Origin of the sequence: Saccharothrix mutabilis subsp. mutabilis, assembly GCF_039521145.1 — a bacterium.
GTDB lineage: Bacteria > Actinomycetota > Actinomycetes > Mycobacteriales > Pseudonocardiaceae > Actinosynnema > Actinosynnema mutabilis.
Genome location: NZ_BAAABU010000001.1, coordinates 35,413 through 54,201, shown reverse-complemented (window position 1 = coordinate 54,201; position 18,789 = coordinate 35,413). Strand labels below are relative to the sequence as shown.

Here is an 18,789-nt window from a genome sequence, read left to right as displayed (position 1 = left end):
CCTCGCCCCAGGTCGTAGGGGACGGCGGGCGGAGTTCCTGACTCCCGGGCTCGCACCCGGTCACAGTGGCGGGACCGCGCCGGACTCGCACCGGCTTCCTCCTGTTGCTTCGCCGTTCGGGGACAACCCTAACGGGCGTTAGCATCCAGCCCATGCCCCAGGAGCGTGAACGACCCGACGCGTGCCCCGGCGCCGTCGACGTGCACCAGGCGGCCGACGGCGGCCTGGCGCGCGTCCGAGTGCCCGGCGGGACGCTGTCGGCGGCGCAGTTCGACGCGCTGCGCGGTGCCGCGCTGGAGTTGGGCGACGGGGCACTGGAACTGACCTCGCGGGCGAACGTGCAGATCAGGGGCTTGCGGCCGGGCGCCGAGCACGTCCTGGGAGCGCTCCTGGCCGACATCGGCCTGCTGCCCTCGCGGACGCACGAGCGGATGCGCAACATCATCGCCGCGCCGCTGGAGGACAACCAGGGGTTGGTCGACGGGATCGACCGCGCGCTGTGCGCGGTGCCGGAGTTGGCCGACCTGCCGGGGCGGTTCCTGGTCACGGTGGGTGCCGGGGTCAGCGGGCTGGGCGGTGACATCGGCCTGGTGGGTGACGCGTTGTTCCTGGCCGGAACCGATTCCGGGCTGCGCGTGACCGATGCAGTGGCGGCCGTGGTGACGGCTTCCCGGTTGTTCCAGGAGATCCGCGGCAGCGCCTGGCGGCTGTCCGAAGTGGACTCCGGTGTGCGGAAGATCACGGACGCCCTGGGCGCCCCGGTACCCGGGAGGATTCCCCCGACTGTGACTCCGGTCGCACCCGGGGTGCACGGCGACGTCGTCGTGGCGGGTGTGCCGTTGGGTCGGTTGGACGCGCGGCTGCTCGCCGGAGTGCCGGTGCGGATCACGCCGTGGCGCAGCGTGGTGGTGCCGGTCGGGGCGGACACCACGGGCCTGTTCACCTCGTCGGATTCGCCGTGGCACGGGGTGAGCGCGTGCACCGGGCGGCCGGGGTGCGCGAAGTCGCTGTCGGACGTGCGGGCGGACGTCACGGCGTGGATCGGCACGCCGCACGCGGGCCGGGTGCACTGGTCGGGCTGCGCGCGGCGGTGCGGGCGGCCGGCGGGGGACGTGGTGGAGTACGTCGCGACCGGCGACGGGTACGAGGAGATCAGGTGACCAGCTACATCAAGGACGGCGCGGAGATCTACCGCCAGTCGTTCGCGACCATCCGCGCCGAGGCGGACCTGACCGGGCTGCCGGCGGACGTGGCGCGGGTCGCGGTGCGGATGATCCACGCCTGCGGCATGGTCGACCTGGTCCGGGACATCGCCCACTCCCCCGGCGTGGTGGCTTCCGCGCGGGCGGCGCTGCTGGCCGGTGCGCCGATCCTGTGCGACGCGCAGATGGTGGCGGCGGGCGTGACGCGCAAGCGGTTGCCCGCGGACAACGAGGTGCTGTGCACGTTGTCCGACCCGCGCGTGCCGGGCCTGGCGGCGGAGCTGGGCAACACGCGCAGCGCGGCGGCCCTGGAGCTGTGGGGCGACCGGCTGGCGGGCGCGGTGGTCGCCATCGGCAACGCGCCGACGGCGTTGTTCCACCTGCTGGACATGGTGGCCGCGGGCGCGCCGAAGCCCGCCGCCGTGCTGGGCGTGCCGGTCGGGTTCATCGGCGCGGCGGAGTCGAAGGACGCGTTGGCGGCCAACGACCTCGGCCTGGAGTACCTGGTCGTGCGCGGGCGTCGGGGCGGCAGCGCCATGACCGCGGCGGCCGTCAACGCGATCGCGAGCGAGGAAGAATGACGGGCAGGCTGTACGGGGTCGGAGTGGGGCCGGGCGACCCGGAGCTGGTGACCGTCAAGGCGGCGCGGCTGATCGGCGAGGCCGACGTGGTGGTGTTCCACAGCGCGCGGCACGGCCGCAGCGTGGCCCGCAACATCGCCGCCCGCTACCTGCGCGAGGGCCAGATCGAGGAGCAGTTGGTGTACCCGGTCACGACCGAGGACACCGACGACTACCAGGGCGAGATCGACGCGTTCTATGAGGAGTGCGCGGCGCGGCTGGCGGCGCACCTGGACGCGGGGCGGACCGTGGTGGTGCTGGCCGCGGGCGACCCGTTCTTCTACGGGTCGTACATGCACCTGCACAAGCGGTTGGCGCACCGGTACCCGGCGGAGGTCGTGCCCGGGGTGACGTCGGTGTCGGCCGGGGCGGCGGTGATCGGGAAGCCGTTGGTGGAGCGGGACGAGGTGCTGACCGTGCTGCCCGGGACGCTGCCCGCGGACGCGTTGGCGGCGCACCTGGCGACCGGCGACCCGGTGGCGATCATGAAGCTGGGGCGGACGTTCCCGCGGGTGCGGGAGGCGCTGGAGCGGTCGGGGCGGCTGGCGGAGGCCTGGTACGTCGAACGCGCGACCACCGGCAAGCAGCGCACCGCGCCACTGTCCGAAGTGGACGCCGAGGGGGTGCCGTACTTCTCGCTGGCCCTCCTGCCGAGCAAAGCCCCCGCACCGGCAGACCACGCGGGGAGCGGCGCTGCGGCCGGCGGCGCTGCGGCGGACGGCTCGGCGGGCGGCGGCGCTGCGGCAGGCGGCGCTGCGGCAGGCGGCTCGGCGGGCGGCGGCGCTGCGGCAGGCGGCTCGGCGGGCGGCGGCGCTGCGGCAGGCGGCTCGGCAGCGGACGGCTCGGCGGCGGACGGCGCTGCGGCCGGCGGCTCGGTGCGTGGCGAGGTGGTCGTGGTGGGTTTGGGGCCGGCGGGTCCCGAGTGGCTGACCCCCGAAGCACGTCAGGCCCTCGCGTCGGCCGATGACCTGGTCGGGTACGTCACCTACCTGAACCGCGTATCCACCGGCCCCCGCCAGCGCAAGCACGCCTCGGACAACAAGGTCGAGTCCGAGCGGGCGGCGTTCGCGTTGGACCTGGCCAAGCGGGGCCGGCGGGTGGCCGTGGTGTCCTCCGGTGACCCCGGGGTGTTCGCGATGGCCAGCGCCGTGCTGGAGGTGGCGGCGGAGGAGCAGTTCGCCGACGTGCCGGTCCGGGTGCTGCCCGGCATGACCGCCGCGCACGCCGTCGCCAGCCGCGCCGGGGCGCCGCTGGGCCACGACTACGCCGTGGTCTCCCTGTCCGACCGCCTCAAGCCGTGGGACGTCATCGCGTCCCGCCTGGCCGCCGCCGCTGCCGCCGACCTGGTGCTGGCGATCTACAACCCGGCCTCGCGCAGCCGCACGTGGCAGGTCGAACGCGCCCGCGACCTGCTGCTGGAGCACCGCTCCCCGGACACGCCGGTCGTGGTGGGCCGCGACGTCGGCGGGCCGGAGGAGGAGGTCCGGGTGGTCCGCCTGGCCGACCTCGACCCGGCCACCGTGGACATGCGGTGCCTGCTGCTCATCGGGTCGTCGCAGACGCGGGTGTCGGCCCGGGGGACCGTGTTCACCCCGCGCCGCTACCCCGGCTGACCCACTCGACGGCTTCGGCGACCGTCCCGACCACCTCGACCCCGTCGGGCAGGGGCGGTCGCCGGACCACGACGACCGGGATGCCCAGTTCCCGGGCCGCGGTGAGCTTCGCGGCGGTCATCGAGCCGCCGCTGTCCTTGGTCACGAGCACCTCGATGCGGTGTTCCCGCATCAGGGCCACCTCGCCGGCCACGGTGTACGGGCCGCGGTCGAGCAGGACCGTCACACCGGGCACCGGCGGCTCGGGCGGGTCCACCGTCCGGGCGACCCCGCCGCGGAACGCCGCGAGCCCCTGCCGCCCGGTGGTGATGAACGCCCGGCGCTCCCCCACCGCCGCCGCCGCGTCGGCCGGCGAGTCCACCCAGGTCCAGTCGTCGCCGGCGCCCGCCGCCCACCCGGGCCGGCGCAGCACGAGCAGCGGCACCCCAGCCACCCGGCACGCTTCGGCGGCGTTGGCGGTGATCCCCCCGGCGAACGGGTGCGTGGCGTCCACGACCGCCGACACCCCCTCGGCCCGCAGGTAGCCGACCAGCCCGGCCACCCCGCCGAACCCGCCGATCCGCACCTCGCCGACGGGCAACCGGGGCGCGCTCACCCGCCCGGCCAGCGACGACACCACCCGGAGGCCGCCCACCAGCTCATCGGCGAGGGCGCGGCCCTCGGCGGTGCCACCCAGCACCAACACCGTTCTCATGGTTGTTGCATCCTGACCCCGTGAACCTGCGCTACGGGTGGACGACCGGGGCCTGCGCCACGGCCGCCACCACCGCCGCCTACACGGCGCTGCTCACCGGCGAGTTCCCCGACCCGGTGGAGATCCTCCTGCCCAAGGGCCAGACCCCGTCGTTCGCCCTCGCCCGGGAGGAACTCGCCGCCGACCACGCGTCCGCCGCCGTCGTGAAGGACGCCGGCGACGACCCGGACGTCACCCACGGCGCGCTCATCCGCTCGACGGTCCGCCACGGCGCGCCCGGCACGGGTGTCACGTTCGAAGCCGGGCCGGGCGTCGGCACGGTCACCAAGCCCGGCCTGCCGCTGCCGGTCGGCGAGCCGGCCATCAACCCGGTGCCCCGGCAGATGATGCGCGAGCACGTCGAACGCGTCGCCCGCGCGCACGGCGGCACCGGGGACGTCGTGGTGGAGATCTCCGTCGAGCACGGCGAGGAACTGGCCAAGAAGACCTGGAACCCGCGCCTGGGCATCCTCGGCGGGCTGTCCATCCTCGGCACCACGGGCATCGTCGTGCCGTACTCGTGCTCGGCGTGGATCGACAGCATCCGGCGCGGCATCGACGTGGCCCGCGCCGCCGGGTACACCCACGTCGCCGGGTGCACCGGCAGCACGTCGGAGAAGGTCGCCGCCACCGTGCACGGGCTGCCCGAGGACGCCCTGCTCGACATGGGCGACTTCGCGGGCGCGGTGCTGAAGTACCTCAAGCGCCACCCCGTGCCGCGGCTGACCATCGCGGGCGGCATCGGCAAGCTGTCCAAGCTCGCGGACGGCCACCTCGACCTGCACTCGGGCCGCTCGCAGGTCGACCACGACTTCCTGGCGTCCCTCGTCGACGACCCGGACCTGGCCGAACGCGTCCGCACCGCCAACACCGCCCTGGGCGCGCTGCACCTGTGCCAGGAGGCCGGCGTCCCGTTCGGCGACCTGGTCGCCGAACGGGCCAAGCGCACCGCCGAGGACGTCCTGAAGGGCGCGCCGGTCGCGGTCGACGTGATCGTCATCGACCGCGGGGGCACGATCGTCGGCCGCGCCTAGCCGCGGCATCGGTCCACGGAGTACAGGTGGCTGTCGATGAAGCCCTCGGCGGCCAGCACGTCCCCGACGATGATCACGGCGGTGCGCTTGATGCCGGCCTCGTGGACGGACGCGGCGATCGTGGACAGCGTGCCGCGCAGCACGACCTCGTCGTCACGGCTGGCGTAGGCGACGACGGCCGCCGGGCAGTCCGGGCCGTAGGAGGGCAGCAACTCGGCCACCACCTCGTCCACCCGCTGCACGGCCAGGTGCAGCACCAGCGTCGCGCGGGACCGGCCCAGCGTGGCCAGGTCCTCCCCCGGCGGCATGGGCGTGGCCCGCGCGGCGGTCCGGGTGAGGATCACCGTCTGGCCCACGCCGGGCACGGTCAGCTCGCGCTTGAGGGTGGCAGCCGCCGCCGCGAAGGCCGGGACGCCGGGGGTGACGTCGTAGGGGATGTCGAGGGCGTCGAGGCGGCGCATCTGCTCGGCCATCGCCGAGTACACCGACGGGTCGCCGGAGTGCAGGCGCGCCACGTCGTGCCCGGCGGCGTGCGCGGCGGACAGCTCGGCGGTGATCTGGTCCAGGTCGAGGTTCGCGGTGTCCACCAGGCGCGCGTCCGGTGGGCAGTGGGACAGCACCTCGACCGGCACCAGCGCCCCCGCGTACAGGCACACCGGGGAGGACTCCAGCAGCCGCACCGCCCGCAGGGTCAGCAGGTCCGCCGCGCCCGGTCCGGCGCCGATGAAGTGGACGGTCACGCGTTCTCCTTCGTCACGGCCCACGTGGTCACGGGCATGTGCGGGCGCCAGCCGGTGAAACCGCCGACGCGGGTGTCCCGGCTGACCGACAGCCGGGTGAGCGAGCCGCCCAGCTCGCCGTGCCACCGGGCGAGCACGGCCTCGGACTCCACGGTGACGGCGTTGGCCACCAGCCGCCCGCCCGGCCGCAGGGCGTCCCAGCAGCGTTCCACGACACCGGGGGCGGTCAGGCCGCCGCCGATGAACACGGCGTCCGGCGTGGGCAGGTCCAGCGCCTGCGGGCTCGCGCCCTCCACGACCCGGACGGCGGGAACGCCCAGGGCCTGCGCGTTGCGGGTGATCCGCGCGGCCCGTTCGGGCGAGCGTTCGACCGCGATGGCCCGGCACGACGGGTGCGTGCGACACCACTCGACGGCGATGCTGCCCGACCCCGCGCCCACGTCCCACAGCAGCTCGCCGGGGCGAGGTCCGAGCAGCGCCAGCGACACCGCGCGCACCTCGCGCTTGGTCAGCTGCCCGTCGTGCTCGTAGGCGTCGTCGGGCAGGCCGGGGACCAGCGAGTACCCGCCCGGTCCGCACTCCACGGCCAGCACGTGCAGCGGGTCGGCGGCGGCCAGGTCGTGGTGGACGCGCTCCCCCGGCCCGCCCAACTGCTCCAGCACGGTCAGCCGCGCGTCCCCGGCCACCGCGGCGACCTCCGGCGGCGACCCGCCCAGCACCAGCACGCGCCGCCCGGGGTGCAGGAACGGCACCAGCAGCGACACGGGCTTGCCGACCAGGCTCACCACGTCCACCGCGTCCAGCGCCCACCCCAGCCGGGCGCACGCCAGCGACACCGACGACGGGTGCGGCACCACCCGGACCGCGTCCGCGCCGAGCAGCCGGACCAGGGTCGTGCCGATGCCGTGGAACATCGGGTCGCCGCTGGCCAGCACGCACACCCGGCGGCCGGCGTGGGCGTCGAGCAGCCCCGGCAGGGCGGGCAGCAGCGGTGCCGGCCAGGCCACCCGGTCGAACGCGCCGGGCACCAGGTCGAGCTGGCGGGCGCTGCCCATGACGACCTCGGCGGCGGAGATCTCCTCCCGCGCGGCCGGGGACAGCCCGTCCCAGCCGTCGGCGCCGATGCCCACGACGGTGACCATCAGACGTTGCCCAGGACGCGCGTGACGGCGATCTCGATCACGACCCGTTCGGGGTTGGGGCGAGGTTGGCGGTAGCGCTGCGCGTAGCGCTGTTCGGCGTCGGCGACCTCTTCGGGCGACTGCCGGACCACCGCGCGTCCCTCCAGCGTCGACCACCGCGCACCGTCCACTTGGCACACCGCGACCCGCGCGCCTTCCGGTCCCGCCGCGAGCACCTGGCGCACCTTGTGCGAGCCGCGCGAGGCGATCACCCGTGCTGTCGCCGACTCCACGTCCAGCGTGACGCCGACCGGCACCACGTGCGGTGTGCCGTCCGACCGCACGGTGGTCAACGTGCACAGGTGGCGTTCGGTCCAGAACGCGCGGAAGTCCTCGCCCTTGCTCGACAACATGCGTGCATCATGCGGCACGAGCGCGCTATGGTCGAAAACGTGACGCGTCGATTTAGCCGCCCCCGGCCGGGAGACCCGGCCATCCGGGGCGTGCGCTGACGCGGGTCCCGAGGTGGCGGACCGGCCCGGGGGTGTGTCCCCCCTTCATCGCCGGCCCACTCCGCGAAGGACTTCCGCGATGCCTCGCGACCTCAGCGACCCCGCCCAGGGGCCGCACGCCATGCAAGTGCTGCTCGACCAGATCCTCGCCGCCCTGCGCGGGCCCGAGGTGCGCCTGATCCGGGAGAACCCGGAGGTGGCGGTCGAGGACAACTACGAGAACCTGGGCTACCCGCCCGACGCCATCACGCGTGACGCCCGTTACACCCGCTACACCGCGCCCGGCCGGATGCTGCGCAGCCACACGTCCGCGATGGTCCCGCCCGCGTTGCGGGTGCTGGGCACCCAGGAGTGGGACGACGTGGTGCTGGCGTGCGCGGGGATGGTGTACCGGCGCGACACCGTCGACCGCGTCCACTCCGGGACGCCGCACCAGCTCGACCTGTGGCGGATCTCCCGGCACCGGGCCGACCTGGACGAGTTGATCGAGGTCGTGATCGGTGCGGCGCTGCCCGGGATGCGGTACCGGACGGTGCCCGCCGAGCACCCGTACACCACGGCCGGGCGGCAGATCGACGTGCTGGTCGACGGCTCGTGGCTGGAGGTCGGCGAGTGCGGCCTGGCGGCGCGGCACGTGCTGAGCCGGGCGTGGCTGCCGGAAGAGGCCCACGGCCTGGCGATGGGCCTCGGCTTGGACCGGTTGCTCATGCTGCGCAAGGGCGTGCCGGACATCCGCCTGCTGTCGGCGACCGAGCCGCGCGTGGCGTCCCAGATGCTCGACCTGACCCCGTACCGGCCGGTGTCCAAGCACCCGCCGATCACGCGGGACGTGTCGGTCGCGGTGGCGGCGGAGCAGGACGGGGAGACCATCGGGGACGTCGTGCGGTCGGTGCTGGGCGACCTGGTGGAGGAGGTCGTGGTGCTCAGCGAGACGCCGGTCGCTTCGCTCCCACCGGTGGCCGTGGCGCGGCTGGGCGCGTCGGTCGGGCAGAAGAACGTGTTGCTGCGCTTGGTGTTGCGGCACCTGACCCGGACGCTGACCGACGAGGAGGCCAACGCGGCCCGCGACGCCGTGCACGCCGCGGTCCACGAGGGTGCGGTCAGTGCAGTCGCGCCTTCTCCGGTGTGAAGAGGAAGGGGACGGAGTAGAGGTCCGAGAACCGCTTGGTGGAGCCGAAGCTCTGCGTGGCGAGTTCGTCGTACTTCTCGCGGAACTCGGGGTGGTCCAGCGCCGGCGGGACGTCGTCGGCCTGGGCCAGCGTCCCGGTGAACAGGGTCAGTTCGTGGGCGAGTCCCTCGTCGTTGAGGTGGAAGGACGCGCGGGGGTTGGCCTTGATCCGGTCGAGCCGCTTGGCGCTGGGCCGGGAGTAGAACAGCACCCGGTCCTCGTGCCACAGGAACCACACGGGTGCGGGCTGCGGCGTGCCGGCGCGGTCGACCGAGGTGATCCACCCGATCATGCGCTCGGCGAGGTCACGGGCCACCCGGGCACCCAGTTCGGTGGACGGGTCGGGTAGCAGGCTCATTGATCGCTCCAGTGGGTGATCGCTCCAGCGGGTCGTGTTGATCATCCCTGGGAACGCCGGGTGGGGGGCGGCTATTCCGGCTTGCGGTGTTCCTTGAGGTAGTTGTAGATCGTGTAGCGGGTGACGCCGAGCACACCGGCGAGGTGGTCGACGGAGTCGCGGATGAGGAACAGGCCGGCGTCGTCGAGCATCTGAACGACCTGGGACTTGTGCGACTTCTTCATCAGCTCGACGGGGATGCCGACGCTGCTGACGGCCCGTTCGATGAGAATGCGTTGCAGGGTGTCTACGTCGCTGGGGAAGGTTTCGACCGGCGGTTTTGGGCTGCCGGCGTCGCTGTTGACGTGGCGCGCGGCGGCCTCGGCTGGTGCGGGGCTGGCTGCGGCGGCCTCGACTGCGGCGGCCTCGACTGGGGCGGGGTTGGTTGCGGCGGGGTTGGTTGCGGCGGGGGCAGCGGGTTCGGCCACCCGTCTGGGTACGACGATTTGCGTTCGCGCGGAGGCTCGGAGCGCGGATAGGGCCGCAGTTAGGCGGGCGGCGGCTTCCGGGCTGGTTGAAGCGTGCGGTGATAGGCGGATGTGTTCCGGGCGGATCGTGGCTGTGATGCCTTCTCGGACCAGAGCCTCGCCTACCAGCGTGGTCGGCTTGTCGCCCATGGTGAAGGCCAGGATGCCCGACGATTGAGGGCGTTCCGAGACGATGTGGCCGCCTGCCCGCTCGATCACTTCCGCTAGGTTGTTGGATTGTTGAACGATTCTTTTGTTGAGTTGTGGGATTGTTGCTAGTTCCGCCAGTTCCAGGGCTGTCGCCAAAGCGCCTGCTGTGATGGGGCTCAGGTTGGTGATGGACCAGGCAGCAGCGCCGGCCGCCAGGGGGTGGAGGGTATTGTTGAACAATCCGGCGTCTTCTGCGCCCGTCCAGCCCGACAGGACCGGCGTCAAACGGTCCAGGGCGCGGTCGGACAGGACCATGAAGCCCGTCGACCAGCCTGCCCGAAGCCACTTCTGGCCACCGACCACCAGGACGTCCGCCACCGACCACGGTTCATCGACCACGCCGAAGCCCTGGATGCCGTCCACGATCAGCAAGCGGTCGCCCACGACCTCCCGGAGCGCGGCCAAGTCGGCTCGGTAGCCGGTTCGGAAGTCCACCGCGCTCACGGACAAGGCCGTGGTGGCCGGGGTGAGAGCAGCGCGGACCGAAGCCGGGGTGACCGGGGAGGCGGGCAGCCACTGAACCTCCGCCCCACGGGCTCGGGCCCACGGGTAGGTGTTGGCCGGGAACTCGGCCGGCGACACCAGGACCTCACCCTCCAGGGCCAACGCCACCTGGAACAGACCCGTGCTGGTGTTCGGCGACAACACCACGTGCGCGGCGCCCACCCCGCACAACCGCGCGACCGCCGCCTTCGCCCGCACCTCCTCCCGCATCAATCCGTCCACAGTGGACGACCCCGCCCGCATCGACCGCTCCAGCAACCGCGTGGACTCCTCCACCACGGCGTGCGAAGGCGGCCCGAACCGGGCGAAGTCCAAGTACCCCTCCGGCTCCTGGAACTGGACGAGGTACGACGACGGGATGCGCATGATCAGAGCACCTTCACGAGGAACCGCCTCTTCCGTGCGGCCATGGTGACGTCGGTGCGGCCCGCAGGCTCGTGATCAGCGGGGCACGGCCACCTCCTGGCGCTTCGCGTGCCCAGACGGTACAACTAGCTGTTGAAAGCGTCCACAGACCGTTGAAGGGAATCGTGGGGTTCCCGCGCGCGTTGTCCCGGGTAACCCGGGGCGAAACCCCAGTCGAGGCGAGGAGTACCCATGGCGACGGTGGAGCTGACCACGGAGAACTTCGACGAGGTGGTCGGCGGTTCCGACCTGGTCCTGGTTGACTTCTGGGCGGACTGGTGCGGCCCGTGCAAGCAGTTCGCGCCGGTGTTCGAACGGTCGGCGGAGAAGCACCAGGACATCGTGTTCGGCAAGGTGGACACCGAGGCCCAGCAGCAGCTGGCGGCGGCCTTCCAGATCCGGTCGATCCCGACCCTGATGATCGTGCGCGACGGCGTCGTGCTCTACGCGCAGCCGGGCGCGCTGCCCGAGTCCGCGCTGGAGGACCTCATCGACCAGGCGCGCAAGGTGGACATGGAAGAGGTCCACAAGCAGGTCGCCGAGCAGCAGGCCTGATCAGCGCGGCGTGACGCGGCCTCCGGCCCCCGGTGTCGATCGTCCCACGAGGGACCGACAAAACCGGAGGTCGGGGGCCGTTCGTCGAGCCCAGGGCCGTGGTGCCGAGGGCGGTGGTGCCGGGGCCGTGGTGCCCAGGGCGGTGGTGCGGGGGCGGCGGTCAGGGCAGGGCGGTGGTGCCGGGGCGGCGGTCAGGGCAGGGCGGGCAGGGTCGGGGGCAGGTTGAACAGCTCGAAGTGCTCCGGCCCGATGAACGACGTCAGCTCGGCGATCTTGTCTCCCCGCAGGGCCAGGACGGTGATCGACCACGCCGTGTGGACCTCCTCGCCGTCGCGACGCAGGTAGCAGGCCACCGCCGGGTGGGTGTTCGCGCTGGTCACGACGTGTCGCCACGCCCCGCACCGGAGCGGCGTGGCGCGGGCGAAGGCCATGACCGGGGCGCGGCCCCGGTACCAGTCCGGCAGTGGCGGCATGGACCACGTCACGTCCTCGGTCAGCAGCGCCACCAGGGCGTCTGCGTCCCCGCGTTCCAGGGCGGCGGCGTAGTCGGTGGCGATCTCGCGGACCCGGGCGTCTTCCAGCTTGCTCAACGCGGGCTGCCCGGCCGGGGTGCAGGCCTTGGCGGCCAGGACCCGCCGTGCCCGGGCCAGGGCCGAGTTCACGCTGGTCGTGGACGTCTTCATCACGTCGGCGATCTCGGCGACGCTGAACCCCAGCACCTCGAACAGCAGCAACGCCGCGCGCTGGTTGCCGGGCAGGTGCTGCAACGCCGCGACGAACGCCAGTTCCACCGCCTCCCGCTGCTCGTACCGCGCGTCCGGGTACGGGCCCAGCCACGCCACGTCGGTGCGCGGCGCCCGGTCCTCGACCACCGTGCTCGCCGGCCCGAGGTCAACCGGCAACGCGCGCCTGCCCCGGCGTTCGACGGCGTCCAGGCAGGCGTTGGTGGAGATCGCGTACAGCCAGCTGCGCACGGACGACCGCCCCTCGAACCGCCCGAACCCGCGCCACGCCCGCAGCAGGGCCTCCTGGACGGCGTCGTCGGCGTCGTGGGCGGACCCCAGCATGCGGTAGCAGTGGGCGTGGACCTCCCGCTTCAGCGGCTCCACCAGGCGCGTGAACGCCTCGTGGTCACCCCGCCGGGCGAGGTCCACGTCGGACCCGCGAACAGGAACTTCGCTCACGAGCGACGATTCTGCCCCGCGCCGGCGGTCTACCACCTCCGAACGGACATTCCCGGACCGGAGGAACCCCATGAACCACGTCGTTGACAAGCTCCGCGTCGAAGGCGCCACGCTCCACTACGAACTGCGCGGCGCGGGCCCGCTGGTCGTGCTGGTCGGCGCGCCCATGGACGCGCGGGCGTTCGAGGCGGCGGCCGACCTACTCGCCGCCGACCACACCGTGCTCACCACCGACCCGCGCGGCATCCTGCGCAGCACGGTGGACGACCGGGGCCTCGACTCCACCCCCGAGCTGCGCGCCGACGACCTGCGCCGGCTCGTCGAGCACGTCGGCGTCGGCCCGGCGGCGGTGTTCGGGTCCAGCGGCGGGGCGGTCAGCGCGCTGGCGCTCGCGCAGCGCCACCCGGCCGCCGCGCACACCGTGATCGCGCACGAGCCGCCGCTGGACCAGCTGCTGGACGACCGCGAGGAGCTGCGGGTCAAGACCGAGGACATCGTGGCCACCCACCTGGCGGGCGACGTGCTCGGCGCGTGGAAGAAGTTCCTCGCGGTGGCGAACATCCACCTGCCCGACGAGGTGGTCGAGCACATGGCCGCCGCCCAGGACGACCCGCAGGCCGCCGCCGACGCCTGGTACCAGCACGCCCGGATGCTCCTGCCGACGACCCTGTGGGAGCCCGACCTGGACGTGCTGCGCGCGTCGCCGACCCGGGTGCTGGTCGGGCTCGGGGAGGACTCGGCGGGCCAGCTGTGCGACCGGACGTCCCGGGCGCTGGCCGCCGCGCTGGGCGTCGAGCCGACGATGTTCCCCGGCGGGCACATCGGGTTCGCGGAGGACCCCGCGCCGTTCGTGGAGCGCCTGCGCCCGCTGTTGTGAACTACTCGTGCGTACACAACGGGTGATGTGGGTAGTCATGGGCCGATGAGAGGAGACGGCCCATGAACCACGTCGCCAGCGACCGCGACCCGTCCACCGCCGAGCTGGTCAGCCGGCTGTCCGAGCAGGTCAGCAGGCTGGCCCGGGACGAGATCAGGCTCGCCGTCGCGGAGGTGAAGGACAAGGGGAAGCACGTCGGTGTCGGCGCGGGGCTCCTCGGCGGGGCCGGCGTGCTGGCCTGGTTCGGTGTGATGGCGCTGATCGCCGGGTTGGTCCTGGTGCTGGCCCTGGTCATGCCCGCGTGGGGCGCGGCGTTCGTCGTCGCCGCCCTGGTGTTCGCGGTGGCCGGGGTGCTCGCGCTGGTCGGCCGTCGGCAGATCGACCGGGGCACGCCGCCGATCCCGGAGCAGGCCGCCGAAAGCGTCAAGCGGGACATCTCCCAGGTGAAGGCGAGGGCGCACCGATGAGCAAGGACAACCCGCAGGACCCCGCCGAGCTGCGCGCCGACATCGAGCGGACGCGCGGCGATCTCGGCGACACCGTCGAAGCGCTGGTGCACAAGGCGGACGTGCCCGCGCGGGTCAAGGAGTCCGCGCAGGAGAAGGTCGAACAGGTGAAGGACACCGCCGCGCACGGCGCGGACCGGGTGAAGGAGACCGCGCAGCAGGGCGCGGCGCAGGTCAAGGACACGGCCGTGCTGGTGAAGGACCAGGCCGCCGCGGTCGCCGAACGCGTCAACACCGTGGCCGCCGTGGCCGCGGAGAAGGCGCAGGAGACGGCGTCGAAGGTGACCGTGCAGGCGTCGCAGGCGACCGACAAGGCCGTGCGGGCGCTGCCGCAGCCGGTCGCCGAGCAGGTCCGCCGCCACCCGGCCGCGCTGGCCCTGGGCGTCGCGGCGGCGGTCCTGCTGCTGTGGCGGCTGGTGAGGGGCAGGTCATGAACAAGCTGCTGTACCGACCGCTGGGCATGCTGTTCAGCGTCCTGGGCGGCCTCGCGGCCTCGCGGCTGTTCGCCCAGGTGTGGAAGCTGATCAGCGGCGACAAGGTCGCGCCGACCGCCACCCAGAAGGACCGCGGGTGGGGCGAGGTGCTGCTGGCGGCCACCGTCCAGGGCGCGATCTTCGGCCTGGTCAAGGCGGCCATCGACCGCGGCGGCGCCACCGGCTACGACAAGCTGACCGGTGAGTGGCCCGGCGACACGCGGGACGTGGACAAGTAGGCCGCACGACGAAGCGCTGACCCGTGTCCGGTCGCGGTGCCGGTGCCGGCACCGCGACCGGACACGGGTCACTCCTCGGTCAGAACCTCGGCGTGCGCTTTTCCAGGAACGCCGCCACGCCCTCCGCGTACTCGGCGCTGTGCACGGCCTCGTCGTACAGCGCCCGCACCGCCGCGTCCTCCTCGACCTGGCCCTCGGTGACCCGGTTGACGATCTGCTTCGCGCCCCGCACGCTCACCTGCGCCCGCGACGCGATGACCTCCGACAGCTCCTTCACCCGGGCGTCGAGATCCTCGTGGACCTCGTTGACCAACCCGATGCGCAACGCCGTCGCCGCGTCGATCAGCTCGCCGCTGAACAGGATCTGCTTCGCCCACGCCGGCCCGACCACGTCGACCAGCTGCTTGGTGGACGTGAAGTTGTAGACGATCCCCAGCTTCGCGGGCGTGATGCCGAACCGCGCACCCGACGACGCGATCCGCAGGTCGCACGCCAGCGCGATCTCGCACCCGCCGCCCACGCAGAACCCGTCCACCGCCGCGATCGTCGGCTTGCCCAACGACGCGATGGCCCGCTCCCCGTTGTGCACGGCCTCGCTGTACCGCGCCGCGCCCGCGGCGCCCGCCCGCAGGGTCGAGAACTCGCTGATGTCCGCCCCGGCCGAGAAGTGCTCGCCGCCCCGCACGACCAGGACCCGCACCTGCGGGGCCGCCGCCACCTCGGCCATCAGGCCCGGGAGCGCCGACCACATCTCGTAGCTCATGGCGTTGCGCTTGGCGGGGCGGTCGATGGTGAGCGTCGCGACCGGCCCGGACGTGTCCAACCTCAGCGTCATCACCGGAGAGTAAGGCCGGAAGCGGGAACCAGCGCCGTGACCGCTCTCACGCCAAGCGCCGGCCACCGGCCGCTCCACCCCGCCGGCGTCAGCCCGCCAGCCACCAGAACGTCAGCCCGCCCACCACCAGCCCCATCGCCACGCCGCCGAGGACCTGGGCCACCGTGTGGTCCCGCAGCGCCACCCGCGACCACGCCACCAGGGCCACCGCCGGCGAGAACACCAGGGTCCACCACCCGTAGGTCACCACCAGCACGGCCAGCGCCCCCGCCGCCACGGCCGCGTGCACCGAGATCTTCCACCCCCGCCCGCCGGGCACCGGCCACAGGAACGTCACCCCGATGCTCACCAGCAGGCTCAGGAACATCGACACCGACAACGCCAGCATCAGGTGCGGCGCGTCGCCCATGACCAGCAGCAGGATGCCCACGCCCAACGACAACGCGCACGTGAACAGCGGCACCAGCCGGCCCTCGCGGTTGGTCACGTGGTGGCCCTGCCACCGGCCGCGCCGCGCGCCCCGCACCACCACGGCCATCGGGATCACCGACCCGAAGACGCCCACGACCGTCCCCCACACCACCGTCGCCACCGGGTCACCGGTCGCGTGCCACGCCACCAGCAGCGGCAGGCTCAGCACCAGCACCCACGGCGCCAGCAACTCGGTCACCACACGGGCCAGTAAAGGTGGCGTGGAAATGGCCATGCAGCGCAGCGTAAAGCTCGGCGGTCGCGGGCGAGGGCAAGATCGCCCACGACCACCGAGCCGTGTGACTAGGAGCGGTACGCGTTGCGGGTGTAGGTCAGGCTGAAGCTGCCCCGGTTGGCGAAGTACACCGAGACCAGGTAGGCGGGGTCGTTGGCGAGCGCGCCGCGCTGGAGGTCGCTGCCGTCGTTGCCGTCGTCCCAGCCCCACGCCGTGTTCGCGGCGTTGTCCTTGCCGTTGTCGCCGCGGAACGTGCCCCAGCCCGCGTAGGTCGTGGAGTCGTTGCGCCGGGCCCACAGGCCACCCGCCGCGAACGTGTCGACCAGGCGGTAGCCCACGGACCGGTCGTTGCCGCCCGACGGCACCTCGCCCGCCGACGACGGCACGTACACGACACCGTCGCCGCCGGGGAACTCCGCGCCGTTCCACGCGTAGAGCCCGTGCCCCTTGGCCTCCTGCCGCGTGGTGGGCCGGCCGTTCTGGAGCAGGAGCGTGCCGTCGACGCTCTCCCGGCCCGAGGTGAACGTGCTGCCGGCGGGCACGTACGAGTAGAAGTCGCTGTGCGCCACCGTCACCACGGCTTCGAGCCTGCCGAACACCGTGCCGTCCTTGCGCACGGTCGCGAGCATGCCCTCCATGTCGTTCTCGTGGGTGTACTGGCCGAACGGGTCCGGGAAGTCCTCCCAGTCCCGCGGGTGGTAGAAGCTGTAAACGATGAACCAGTGCGTCGAGGTCTCCACCACCGAGTAGTACGCGGCGCCGGTCAACCGGGACACGGTGTCGTCCTGGGACTCCCAGTTGTTCAGCGTGTTCCACTCGCCGTCGAAGTCCACTGTGGACACGTAGTCGGCGTCGTGGTCCGACGAGTCGGTGTCCTGGTAGTGGACCGGCGCCCAGTGGAACGCCAGTTCGGCGTCGGTCGCCGCCGACGCGGGGGCGGTGAGCAGCAGCGGGAGCGAGACGGCCGCGAACAGCGCCGCCGCCGCTTTGCGCGCAGGGGACAAGGTGCTCCACCTTCCGTAGACAGGGACGTGGCCCGTCGGCCGAGCCAACGGGCCACGCGGAACCCTGCGGTGAAGCGGCGACCAACGCAAGGCGTTGATCAGGTGAGCGTTACGGGGACACGTAGAAGACCCGCGACCCCTGCCCCGGAACGGTGCCGTCGGGCGTCCGGCTGGACACGACGACCACCAACCGCCCCTGGGACTGCGGCGTGTGGGTGAACCGCGCCGTGCCGTCCGCGCCGACCGGCACGGTCTGCTCCGGGCCGCCGTCCAGCGTGTAGACGAACGCGGTCGCGCCCGCCTGGTTCGCGGTGAACACGATGTCCGCCGGCACGCCCAACTGGAAGATCGGCATCTGCACGGACGGGGCCGTGGTGCGGATCCAGTACCGGTAGGAGCGCGCCGGGGAGCGGTTGCCCGCCCGGTCCACGCCGGAGACCTCGATCGACACCGGTCCGTCGGTGGCCGGGGTCGTGGTGATCGTCGCCGAGCCACCGGGCCGGTCGGCGGCCACGCGGCCGGAACCCACGGCGTGCCCGGAGTACTCGAACGCGACCACGTCCTCGTCGCCGCCGGCGCCGAAGGTGAAGTCGCCCTGGACGCCCTCGCCGCCGTCACCGGGCGGGCCGGCGTCCTCCCGGTACACCGCGGAGGTCACGGTGGGGGCGTTCGCGGGCGGGGTGTTGAAGGTGACCTCCAGCGCCGGGTCGGTCGCCAGCGACCGGCCGTACGCGACGTCGCCCTGGTGGTCGCGGTTGATCCGGGCGACGAGCGTCAGCGACGTGCGCCCCTCGGCGACGGCGTCCTGGACGATCCGGTCGAGGTCACCGGGCCGGGAACATCTTCGCCATGCCCGGCGGCGGGGTGAACGGCCGCCAGTCGCCCACCGGTTGGGCCAACCGGTCGGCGACCACCCACCACACGGACGAGTTGTAGCCGTAGCCGAGGTGGCTGCCGGTGACGGCGACGTTCTCGCGGCGCGGACCCGGTTCCTCGATGCACGTCCGCCACGCCACGATGCCGTCGGACCGGGAGTACACCGACGTGGCGGGCACCGGGATCGGCGGTCGGGTGTGCTCGGGCGGCGGTCGGTCCGCGCCGGCCACGTAGAAGCGGGCCAGCAGCTGGTAGACCGGGTTGACCCGGGTCTGGCGCAGGTCGGTCATCGCGTACGGGCTGCCCAGGGTGACCACCTGGCGCACCAGCTCGGGCGCCTCGCGGGCCAGTTCGCGGGCGAAGATGCCGCCCAGGCTCCACCCGACCACGCTGACCGGGCCGTCCTCGGCGAGGGTGCGCAGCAGCGACCGCATGCCGGTGACGACGGGGACCGACGGGCCGATGTTGCGGCCCAGGCCCCAGCCGTGGACGGCGTAGCCCAGCCCGGTGAGGAACTTGCGCAGCATGCCCGTGGCCCCGTCGGTGGCGCCCAGGCCGGGCAGGACGAGCACGGTGTGCCCGTCACCGCTGGGCGCGGCGCGCAGCAGGGACCGGGTGGCGGCGAACTGCCCGATGTCCACCACGGCCCGGGTCGGTTCGGTGAGGTACCAGAGCAGGTGCGGTGGCGTGCCGGTGTGCTCCGGCGGGATCTCCGGTAGTGCCGACATGGCTCCTCCCCCCGCGCTCGCCGTCGAGCGTTCCCGGGTTTCCATGATGTTTCCCAAGAACCGGTTGCACCAGTCCCAGA

22 protein-coding genes and 1 riboswitch are annotated in these 18,789 nt (G+C 73.1%); of the genes, 10 read left to right on the top strand and 12 right to left on the bottom strand.

The annotated features are described in order from the left end of the window. Positions 1–6 precede the first annotated feature (6 nt). A riboswitch (cobalamin riboswitch) is annotated at positions 7–146 on the bottom strand. Between the two features lie 6 nt (positions 147–152). From ABD126_RS00250 to ABD126_RS00240, 3 genes are read left to right on the top strand one after another with little or no spacing between them, the layout of a single operon-like run. Beyond that, positions 153–1,160: a hypothetical protein gene (locus ABD126_RS00250; protein ID WP_343931475.1), complete on the top strand. Its 1,008-nt coding sequence runs from the start codon at positions 153–155 to the stop codon at positions 1,158–1,160. Further along, positions 1,157–1,783, top strand: a complete 627-nt coding sequence (locus ABD126_RS00245; RefSeq protein ID WP_343931474.1) for a precorrin-8X methylmutase — start codon at positions 1,157–1,159, stop codon at positions 1,781–1,783. The genes ABD126_RS00250 and ABD126_RS00245 overlap by 4 nt, the downstream gene beginning before the upstream one ends. Then, positions 1,780–3,435: a precorrin-2 C(20)-methyltransferase gene (locus ABD126_RS00240; RefSeq protein WP_343931473.1), complete on the top strand. Its 1,656-nt coding sequence runs from the start codon at positions 1,780–1,782 to the stop codon at positions 3,433–3,435. The genes ABD126_RS00245 and ABD126_RS00240 overlap by 4 nt, the downstream gene beginning before the upstream one ends. Here the strand turns inward: ABD126_RS00240 and ABD126_RS00235 are convergent. Beyond that, on the bottom strand, positions 3,410–4,129 hold the full coding sequence (locus ABD126_RS00235; RefSeq protein ID WP_343931472.1) for a cobalt-precorrin-6A reductase: 720 nt from the start codon (positions 4,127–4,129) through the stop codon (positions 3,410–3,412). The two genes, ABD126_RS00240 and ABD126_RS00235, sit on opposite strands and share 26 nt — an antisense overlap. A 26-nt stretch (positions 4,130–4,155) precedes the next feature. Between ABD126_RS00235 and ABD126_RS00230 the strand changes: the two genes are divergently transcribed. Then, on the top strand, positions 4,156–5,202 hold the full coding sequence (locus ABD126_RS00230; protein WP_343932165.1) for a cobalt-precorrin-5B (C(1))-methyltransferase: 1,047 nt from the start codon (positions 4,156–4,158) through the stop codon (positions 5,200–5,202). Here ABD126_RS00230 and cobM read toward each other — a convergent pair. Genes cobM through ABD126_RS00215 form a run of 3 tightly spaced genes read right to left on the bottom strand, consistent with a single transcriptional unit; the run spans position 5,199 to position 7,476 of the window. Further along, a complete protein-coding gene (gene cobM / locus ABD126_RS00225; protein ID WP_343931471.1) occupies positions 5,199–5,942 on the bottom strand; it encodes a precorrin-4 C(11)-methyltransferase in 744 nt (247 codons plus the stop codon). The genes ABD126_RS00230 and cobM overlap by 4 nt on opposite strands. Then, positions 5,939–7,084, bottom strand: coding sequence for a precorrin-6y C5,15-methyltransferase (decarboxylating) subunit CbiE (gene cbiE / locus ABD126_RS00220; protein ID WP_343931470.1), 1,146 nt, complete (start codon positions 7,082–7,084; stop codon positions 5,939–5,941). The genes cobM and cbiE overlap by 4 nt, the downstream gene beginning before the upstream one ends. Continuing rightward, the gene (locus ABD126_RS00215) at positions 7,084–7,476 is read right to left on the bottom strand and encodes a pyridoxamine 5'-phosphate oxidase family protein (RefSeq protein ID WP_343931469.1); all 393 of its coding nucleotides are present in this window, start codon (positions 7,474–7,476) and stop codon (positions 7,084–7,086) included. Before ABD126_RS00215 ends, cbiE begins: the two co-directional genes overlap by 1 nt. Before the next feature lie 178 nt (positions 7,477–7,654). Here ABD126_RS00215 and srmL point away from each other — a divergent pair, with 178 nt between their 5' ends. After that, positions 7,655–8,704 (top strand): PheS-related mystery ligase SrmL, encoded by a 1,050-nt coding sequence (gene srmL / locus ABD126_RS00210; protein ID WP_343931468.1) that lies wholly within the window; start codon positions 7,655–7,657, stop codon positions 8,702–8,704. Here srmL and ABD126_RS00205 read toward each other — a convergent pair. Both ABD126_RS00205 and ABD126_RS00200 read right to left on the bottom strand, forming a co-directional pair. Further along, positions 8,676–9,101 carry a TIGR03667 family PPOX class F420-dependent oxidoreductase gene (locus tag ABD126_RS00205; protein WP_343931467.1) on the bottom strand — a complete coding sequence of 142 codons (426 nt, stop codon included), beginning with the start codon at positions 9,099–9,101 and terminating at the stop codon, positions 8,676–8,678. The two genes, srmL and ABD126_RS00205, sit on opposite strands and share 29 nt — an antisense overlap. Before the next feature lie 71 nt (positions 9,102–9,172). Beyond that, the gene (locus ABD126_RS00200) at positions 9,173–10,690 is read right to left on the bottom strand and encodes an aminotransferase class V-fold PLP-dependent enzyme (protein ID WP_425542723.1); all 1,518 of its coding nucleotides are present in this window, start codon (positions 10,688–10,690) and stop codon (positions 9,173–9,175) included. Between the two features lie 228 nt (positions 10,691–10,918). Between ABD126_RS00200 and trxA the strand changes: the two genes are divergently transcribed. Then, positions 10,919–11,281: a thioredoxin gene (trxA, locus tag ABD126_RS00195; RefSeq protein ID WP_343931465.1), complete on the top strand. Its 363-nt coding sequence runs from the start codon at positions 10,919–10,921 to the stop codon at positions 11,279–11,281. Between the two features lie 191 nt (positions 11,282–11,472). Here trxA and ABD126_RS00190 read toward each other — a convergent pair whose 3' ends face one another. Beyond that, a complete protein-coding gene (locus ABD126_RS00190; protein ID WP_343931464.1) occupies positions 11,473–12,465 on the bottom strand; it encodes a sigma-70 family RNA polymerase sigma factor in 993 nt (330 codons plus the stop codon). Positions 12,466–12,535: 70 nt separating this feature from the next. Here ABD126_RS00190 and ABD126_RS00185 point away from each other — a divergent pair, with 70 nt between their 5' ends. The 4 genes from ABD126_RS00185 to ABD126_RS00170 all read left to right on the top strand — a co-directional run bounded on the left by ABD126_RS00185 (position 12,536) and on the right by ABD126_RS00170 (position 14,560). Beyond that, on the top strand, positions 12,536–13,342 hold the full coding sequence (locus tag ABD126_RS00185) for an alpha/beta fold hydrolase (RefSeq protein WP_343931463.1): 807 nt from the start codon (positions 12,536–12,538) through the stop codon (positions 13,340–13,342). A 62-nt stretch (positions 13,343–13,404) separates the two neighbouring features. After that, positions 13,405–13,809, top strand: a complete 405-nt coding sequence (locus tag ABD126_RS00180) for a phage holin family protein (RefSeq protein ID WP_343931462.1) — start codon at positions 13,405–13,407, stop codon at positions 13,807–13,809. Next, positions 13,806–14,282 carry a DUF3618 domain-containing protein gene (locus ABD126_RS00175; RefSeq protein ID WP_343931461.1) on the top strand — a complete coding sequence of 159 codons (477 nt, stop codon included), beginning with the start codon at positions 13,806–13,808 and terminating at the stop codon, positions 14,280–14,282. Before ABD126_RS00180 ends, ABD126_RS00175 begins: the two co-directional genes overlap by 4 nt. Beyond that, a complete protein-coding gene (locus ABD126_RS00170; RefSeq protein ID WP_343931460.1) occupies positions 14,279–14,560 on the top strand; it encodes a DUF4235 domain-containing protein in 282 nt (93 codons plus the stop codon). The genes ABD126_RS00175 and ABD126_RS00170 overlap by 4 nt, the downstream gene beginning before the upstream one ends. Positions 14,561–14,639: 79 nt before the next feature. Here the strand turns inward: ABD126_RS00170 and ABD126_RS00165 are convergent, their stop codons facing one another. From ABD126_RS00165 to ABD126_RS00145, 5 genes are all read right to left on the bottom strand, one after another. After that, positions 14,640–15,395 carry an enoyl-CoA hydratase/isomerase family protein gene (locus tag ABD126_RS00165; RefSeq protein WP_343931459.1) on the bottom strand — a complete coding sequence of 252 codons (756 nt, stop codon included), beginning with the start codon at positions 15,393–15,395 and terminating at the stop codon, positions 14,640–14,642. A gap of 88 nt (positions 15,396–15,483) precedes the next feature. Continuing rightward, positions 15,484–16,065 carry a phosphatase PAP2 family protein gene (locus tag ABD126_RS00160; protein WP_343931458.1) on the bottom strand — a complete coding sequence of 194 codons (582 nt, stop codon included), beginning with the start codon at positions 16,063–16,065 and terminating at the stop codon, positions 15,484–15,486. Between the two features lie 104 nt (positions 16,066–16,169). Continuing rightward, on the bottom strand, positions 16,170–17,105 hold the full coding sequence (locus tag ABD126_RS00155; RefSeq protein WP_343931456.1) for a hypothetical protein: 936 nt from the start codon (positions 17,103–17,105) through the stop codon (positions 16,170–16,172). 109 nt (positions 17,106–17,214) lie between these two features. Continuing rightward, a complete protein-coding gene (locus ABD126_RS00150) occupies positions 17,215–17,763 on the bottom strand; it encodes a hypothetical protein (RefSeq protein ID WP_343931455.1) in 549 nt (182 codons plus the stop codon). 166 nt (positions 17,764–17,929) lie between these two features. After that, positions 17,930–18,709 carry an esterase/lipase family protein gene (locus ABD126_RS00145; RefSeq protein WP_343931454.1) on the bottom strand — a complete coding sequence of 260 codons (780 nt, stop codon included), beginning with the start codon at positions 18,707–18,709 and terminating at the stop codon, positions 17,930–17,932. Between the last annotated feature and the right edge of the window lie 80 nt (positions 18,710–18,789).